Consider the following 4473-nt stretch of genomic DNA (forward strand, 5'->3'; position numbering starts at 1 on the left):
TGCGGGCCCGTGCATCCCGACTCCTGGAGGACCTTGCCAAAGACAGCCTGATCGACGTCGTAGAAGCCCGAATCGGCGAACACTTGGGCAGGTTGTCCGCCGGAGTAGGCCAGCAATGGCCCTACATCCGTGGCCAAGTCATCGACGACGCCTACCTTGCGCGCGTGCTGGAAGTCATGCTCGCCATCGTCGAAGGCCGCTCCGAGGCTCGTCCCCTAGAGGTCTCCGGACTGGGGTATGTGAACCTGCTGCACATCGCGGTGACATTGGCGGCGATACCGGATTCCACCGAAGCGCCCATCGAAACAAAGAGCCCACTGGAAGGGGTTGGAGAAGGGGAGCCCCTCTCCGAAGAGGAGCAGGCCCGGCAAGCCTTCGAGAACCTGGTCCAAGCCCAAACCGAAGCAGCATCGGAGGAAGACTCCTTCTTCTCCACGGCCCCCTTCCATGCAACGGTCGTCATTGAGGAGCCCGAAGCGCACCTCCACCCCCAGCTGCAGCACTCGCTGGTGCGCTACCTGCGCAGGACCGTCAAGTCGCGACCGGAACTGCAGGTGATCCTCTCCAGTCATGCGACCGACATCATCACCGCCTGCGACCCGGAGGAACTCGTCGTCGTACGCCGCACGGAGCAGGGAAGCATCAGTCGCTGCGTGAAAGACGTCGTCCCGCACCAGCATCGCGAGGCCACACTGCGAATGACCCGACTGCACCTCGACACGAGCCGTTCATCAGCGCTCTTCGCTGAACGCCTACTTCTGGTCGAAGGGGTCACAGAAGGAGCCGTGGTACGAGAGTTCGGCCGAGCCTGGGCCGCAGACGACGAGGCGAAGCAAGCCTTCGTTGATGCCCTGAGCATCGTCCCCATGGGCACAAAGGTAGGTCAATGGGCTGTCCGCCTTCTGGCGACACACGGCGCAGAGCTGTGCACCAAGCTGGCCATCCTCCGCGACAGCGACAGCGACCTGCCCTTCGATATCGCGCGGGATTCGCCCAAGTGGCTCGCCGAGCACGATCCCTCTATCGTCCAAGCCTTTATCAGCCACCCGACACTTGAACCGGCGATCACTCCGGGCAACGAGCATCTCATCGCAGCGGCCCAGCAATCCGTCGACCCGGAGCATCCGCTGACCGAAGTCACCGTCGAGAGTGTCCGCGCCTACTTCGGGAGCCGGCGAGCGGCCAAGGACGGAGATGAAGGAGCCAAGGAAGGGCGAGGCGCACGGCGAAAGGCTGAGTTCGCCCTGACACTCGCCGCCCTGTTGCGCGACGCCACCGACGCCGATCGTGGGCAGGCAGACGACCTCCCGCCCGTCCGCGTACCCGACCACCTCAGGAACCTCTTCGACTTCCTCTATCTCGCTGCCGCTGAATCCGTCACCACCGATCCCGCGGTCGCCGAGAACGTCACGGAACCGCCTGCCTGGCTTGCGCCGGACAACATCTGGGATGAGATTGGGGACCCTATCGACTGGGACGATCTCGGCGAGCCGGCGTTCTGGCAGGAGCGCGAACCCGACCCGGAGGAGGCAGATTGCGAGCCGGCAATCGTCGATGCGGAGGAGGCAACAACGCGCTGGGACGATCTACTCCTCGCACGTCCAGCGCGGCAGGACCACGCGGTGGACCGTTGTCCTGGGAGCTGGCCCACCGCACGAGTATCGAAACCCGGGCAATGGCCGGGAGCACAGAACAATGCCTAAGCCCAGCGCGGGGATCAGCAGTCTGACGCCACGACAGCTCATGGCTAGCGGCAGTCCGCACGGCCGCGTATACGTGGAAGCAGCACCTGGCTCGGGAAAGACCACAGTGTCAGCATTGCGGTTCGGACTGCACCGCTTTGCCGCCACCACCGACGGGCGGGCAGTCGTAGCCGTCAGCTTCACACGGTCAGCCACCGAGGAACTACGGAACCGCGTCATCCAGCACTGGGGCCCGTCATCAGTGACATGGCCGCACCGCATCGTTACCCTGGACACCCTCCTGTGCGACCTTCTCTTCCACCTCCTCCAAGAGGGCGTCCTCCAGTGGCCAGGCGGTCACACCGATCTTGAGGTCCTGGACACGTGGCGAACGGCCCTCCCCGTGAAACCCCGTCGCATCAGGCCTGTCCTGAGCATCGATAGCGGACAGGTCGTCATCAGGACCGTTGACGAATCTCAGTCCGCAAGCCACCCCTCCGTCATGGACTTCAGGAAAGCGATCTCTGAGGGCAGATGCACGCACGACAACGTACGGGAGGCCCTGCAAGGAGCCCTCGCAACCAGCGAGGCAAGGAAAGCACTGACCTCCTACTTCGAGACCGCCATACGATCATTGACAGTCGACGAGGTATTCGACGCTAACGACCTGGACAGAGACATCTTCTCGCTGGCCGCGTCAGGGTGCAGGTCACTAACGCTGGTCGGGGACCCGTGGCAAGCCCTCTACCAGTTCAGAGGCGCGCGTCCCGCGGCGATGACCAGATACATCAACGAGAACAGCTTCACCACACACCGCTTGGACGAATCTTTTCGGTGGGGAAGCGACGGGCAGGCATCACTCACGAGGCAGCTGCGCCGGCAAATGCCCGTGCAACTGATCCCGGGCCTCGCTCAGGACGCCGATGTGGTCATTGCGCATAGATGGCAAGCACTTTGGGGCGCCGATCCACACGTGCTCCCTCTCGCCATAAAGCCGGGCGTCGGCCAAATCCAGGAAGCGATATGCACACTGCTTCTCAACGAGATCACCCAGCAAGCGCTCGGCTTGCAGGCAGTATTTCTGCACGACGCTTTGGCCACGCTGGGTCTGGAGAAGGAGGATCTAGCGACAACTCTCCACTCATGCCTGCAGGATGCCGTCTCTCAGCTGAAAGACGGCACCCCGTCGCGGCGGGTATGGCAGAGCCTCTCGGATGGGTTGACCGATCTCATTCCGGCGTTAGCTGCACAGCGCTACGCACGCAGCCCTCTCCTCGCGCTGAACCGTCTGCAGCTTCGGCTCGGAGATGACCAGCTGGTCCCTGGCCTTACATGCCACCAGTCCAAAGGTCGAGAGTGGAACACGGTGGCCATAAAACTGAGCACCGCAGACATCTCGGCCCTGGCGCTCGGCCTCGACCCTACGGAGGCAGATCATCGCGCCCTCTACGTGGCACTTACGCGGGCGCGCCTCAACACGCTGGCCCTGATATGAAGCGCTCTCGTACAGCCCCGGAGCCCTGGCTGGCTTGCTCTTGAAGACGCGGCCCTTTGCCCGAATCTCCAGGGAGACGGGACCATGGCACCCATAAGACTTCATGGATTCCCTCACGGACAAGTACTTGCAACCCGCGGATTTCGTTCACCAGGTCACTGCGACGACAACAGAGGAGCCGATTTACGATACCCAACGGGGTGGGATACAAGCAGAGTCCCCGGTCAGTTCGCAGGGGGCGTACCGTCAGAGTGGACGGCTTCCGTACCAAGCACCGGCATCATCGCAGCCGGGTCACACCGTTCAGCGTTCTAGCGATTTCATTCTTGACTGCAATGCCGGGATCGCCGCGATCTTGGTCGGGTCAAGGTGATCCCAGAGGATTCCCTTCGGTCGTTGCGGAGCCGTGCACTCGATGATTTCGTCAGGTGTGATGATCAGGTCGACCTTCACGTCATGGTCAGTGACTGGAATCGGGGTGTTGATCACCTGGAGGCTGTGGACGGTAGTCACGACGAGAGTGCCGGGGCCAATAAGGCCAGCTTCCGTCAGGAGTGCGAACTCCAGGTCGGAGTAGCCGGCCCCTTTGCCGATCCGGGCACCGTCCCGGTTGACCGCGACGCTCCCGAGGACGACGACGTCGACCGGACGGAGGGAGTTGACCTCGACGGTTGGTGCGATCGTTGCCGCAACGCGGCTCGTGGCTGCCTCTTGGGGCGAGATCGTCAGTGCGGCTGGGTCGAGCAGGTAGAAGGGCTTCGGCGCCGCCAGCTTAGGGACTGCCATGTACACGAGCTTGCCCTCGTTCAGGGCACAAATCCGTACGGGGAGCTGGGCCTTGTCCGGCACGGCCTTGATGACGCTCGCGTTCTTCCACCCGTCCAGTTCAGTCAGCCGGGACGCGGCCTCGTCGGCCCCTCGGAAGTTGGGGATCCGGCCGTGAGCACTGTCGTCGTAGACCGCGCCGGCGGCGTCAAGAGCGTTCCAGACCTGGATCCGTACAAGTCGCTTGGCATCGTCGTGCATCATGGGCACCCAGGTCTCTCCTCTCACTCACCCCGTCGCCATGAGAGCGAAAAGCTGGTCATGGACATCGGCGACGATACGCTCCTGCCGCCAGGGGCTTAGTTCGCGGGCGGCGTTGAAGACCACGTTGAGTCCTCCCCCGCCCCTGGTCTCTTGTACTTCCGCGATGGCTTTGGTCAGCGCAGCCACGGCGGCGTCGACCTCACCCTGACGGATATAGGCGAGCGTAAGGTTCCCGAGTACGATCGCGCGCGACTTTCGCCGACGTGC

3 protein-coding genes and 1 pseudogene are annotated in these 4473 nt (G+C 63.2%); 2 read left to right on the top strand and 2 right to left on the bottom strand.

What is annotated here, in order from left to right; all coding sequences use genetic code 11:
* Window positions 1-1703: AAA family ATPase (locus tag ABZ646_RS40890; protein WP_360531137.1), on the top strand; the 1703-nt coding region annotated here is incomplete at its 5' end.
* Complete coding sequence (locus tag ABZ646_RS40895; RefSeq protein ID WP_360531140.1) at window positions 1696-3177, top strand: UvrD-helicase domain-containing protein; 1482 nt, start codon at window positions 1696-1698, stop codon at window positions 3175-3177. The genes ABZ646_RS40890 and ABZ646_RS40895, both read left to right, overlap by 8 nt.
* A gap of 303 nt (window positions 3178-3480) precedes the next feature.
* Here the strand turns inward: ABZ646_RS40895 and ABZ646_RS40900 are convergent, their stop codons facing one another.
* Together ABZ646_RS40900 and ABZ646_RS40905 are read right to left on the bottom strand one after the other, a co-directional pair.
* Window positions 3481-4206, bottom strand: a complete 726-nt coding sequence (locus ABZ646_RS40900; protein WP_360531143.1) for a 5-formyltetrahydrofolate cyclo-ligase — start codon at window positions 4204-4206, stop codon at window positions 3481-3483.
* 24 nt (window positions 4207-4230) lie between these two features.
* Window positions 4231-4473, bottom strand: a pseudogene (locus ABZ646_RS40905) (transcriptional regulator); the annotation flags it as partial.

It is taken from the genome of Streptomyces sp. NPDC007162 (assembly GCF_040634175.1).
In the GTDB taxonomy this organism is placed as follows: domain Bacteria; phylum Actinomycetota; class Actinomycetes; order Streptomycetales; family Streptomycetaceae; genus Streptomyces.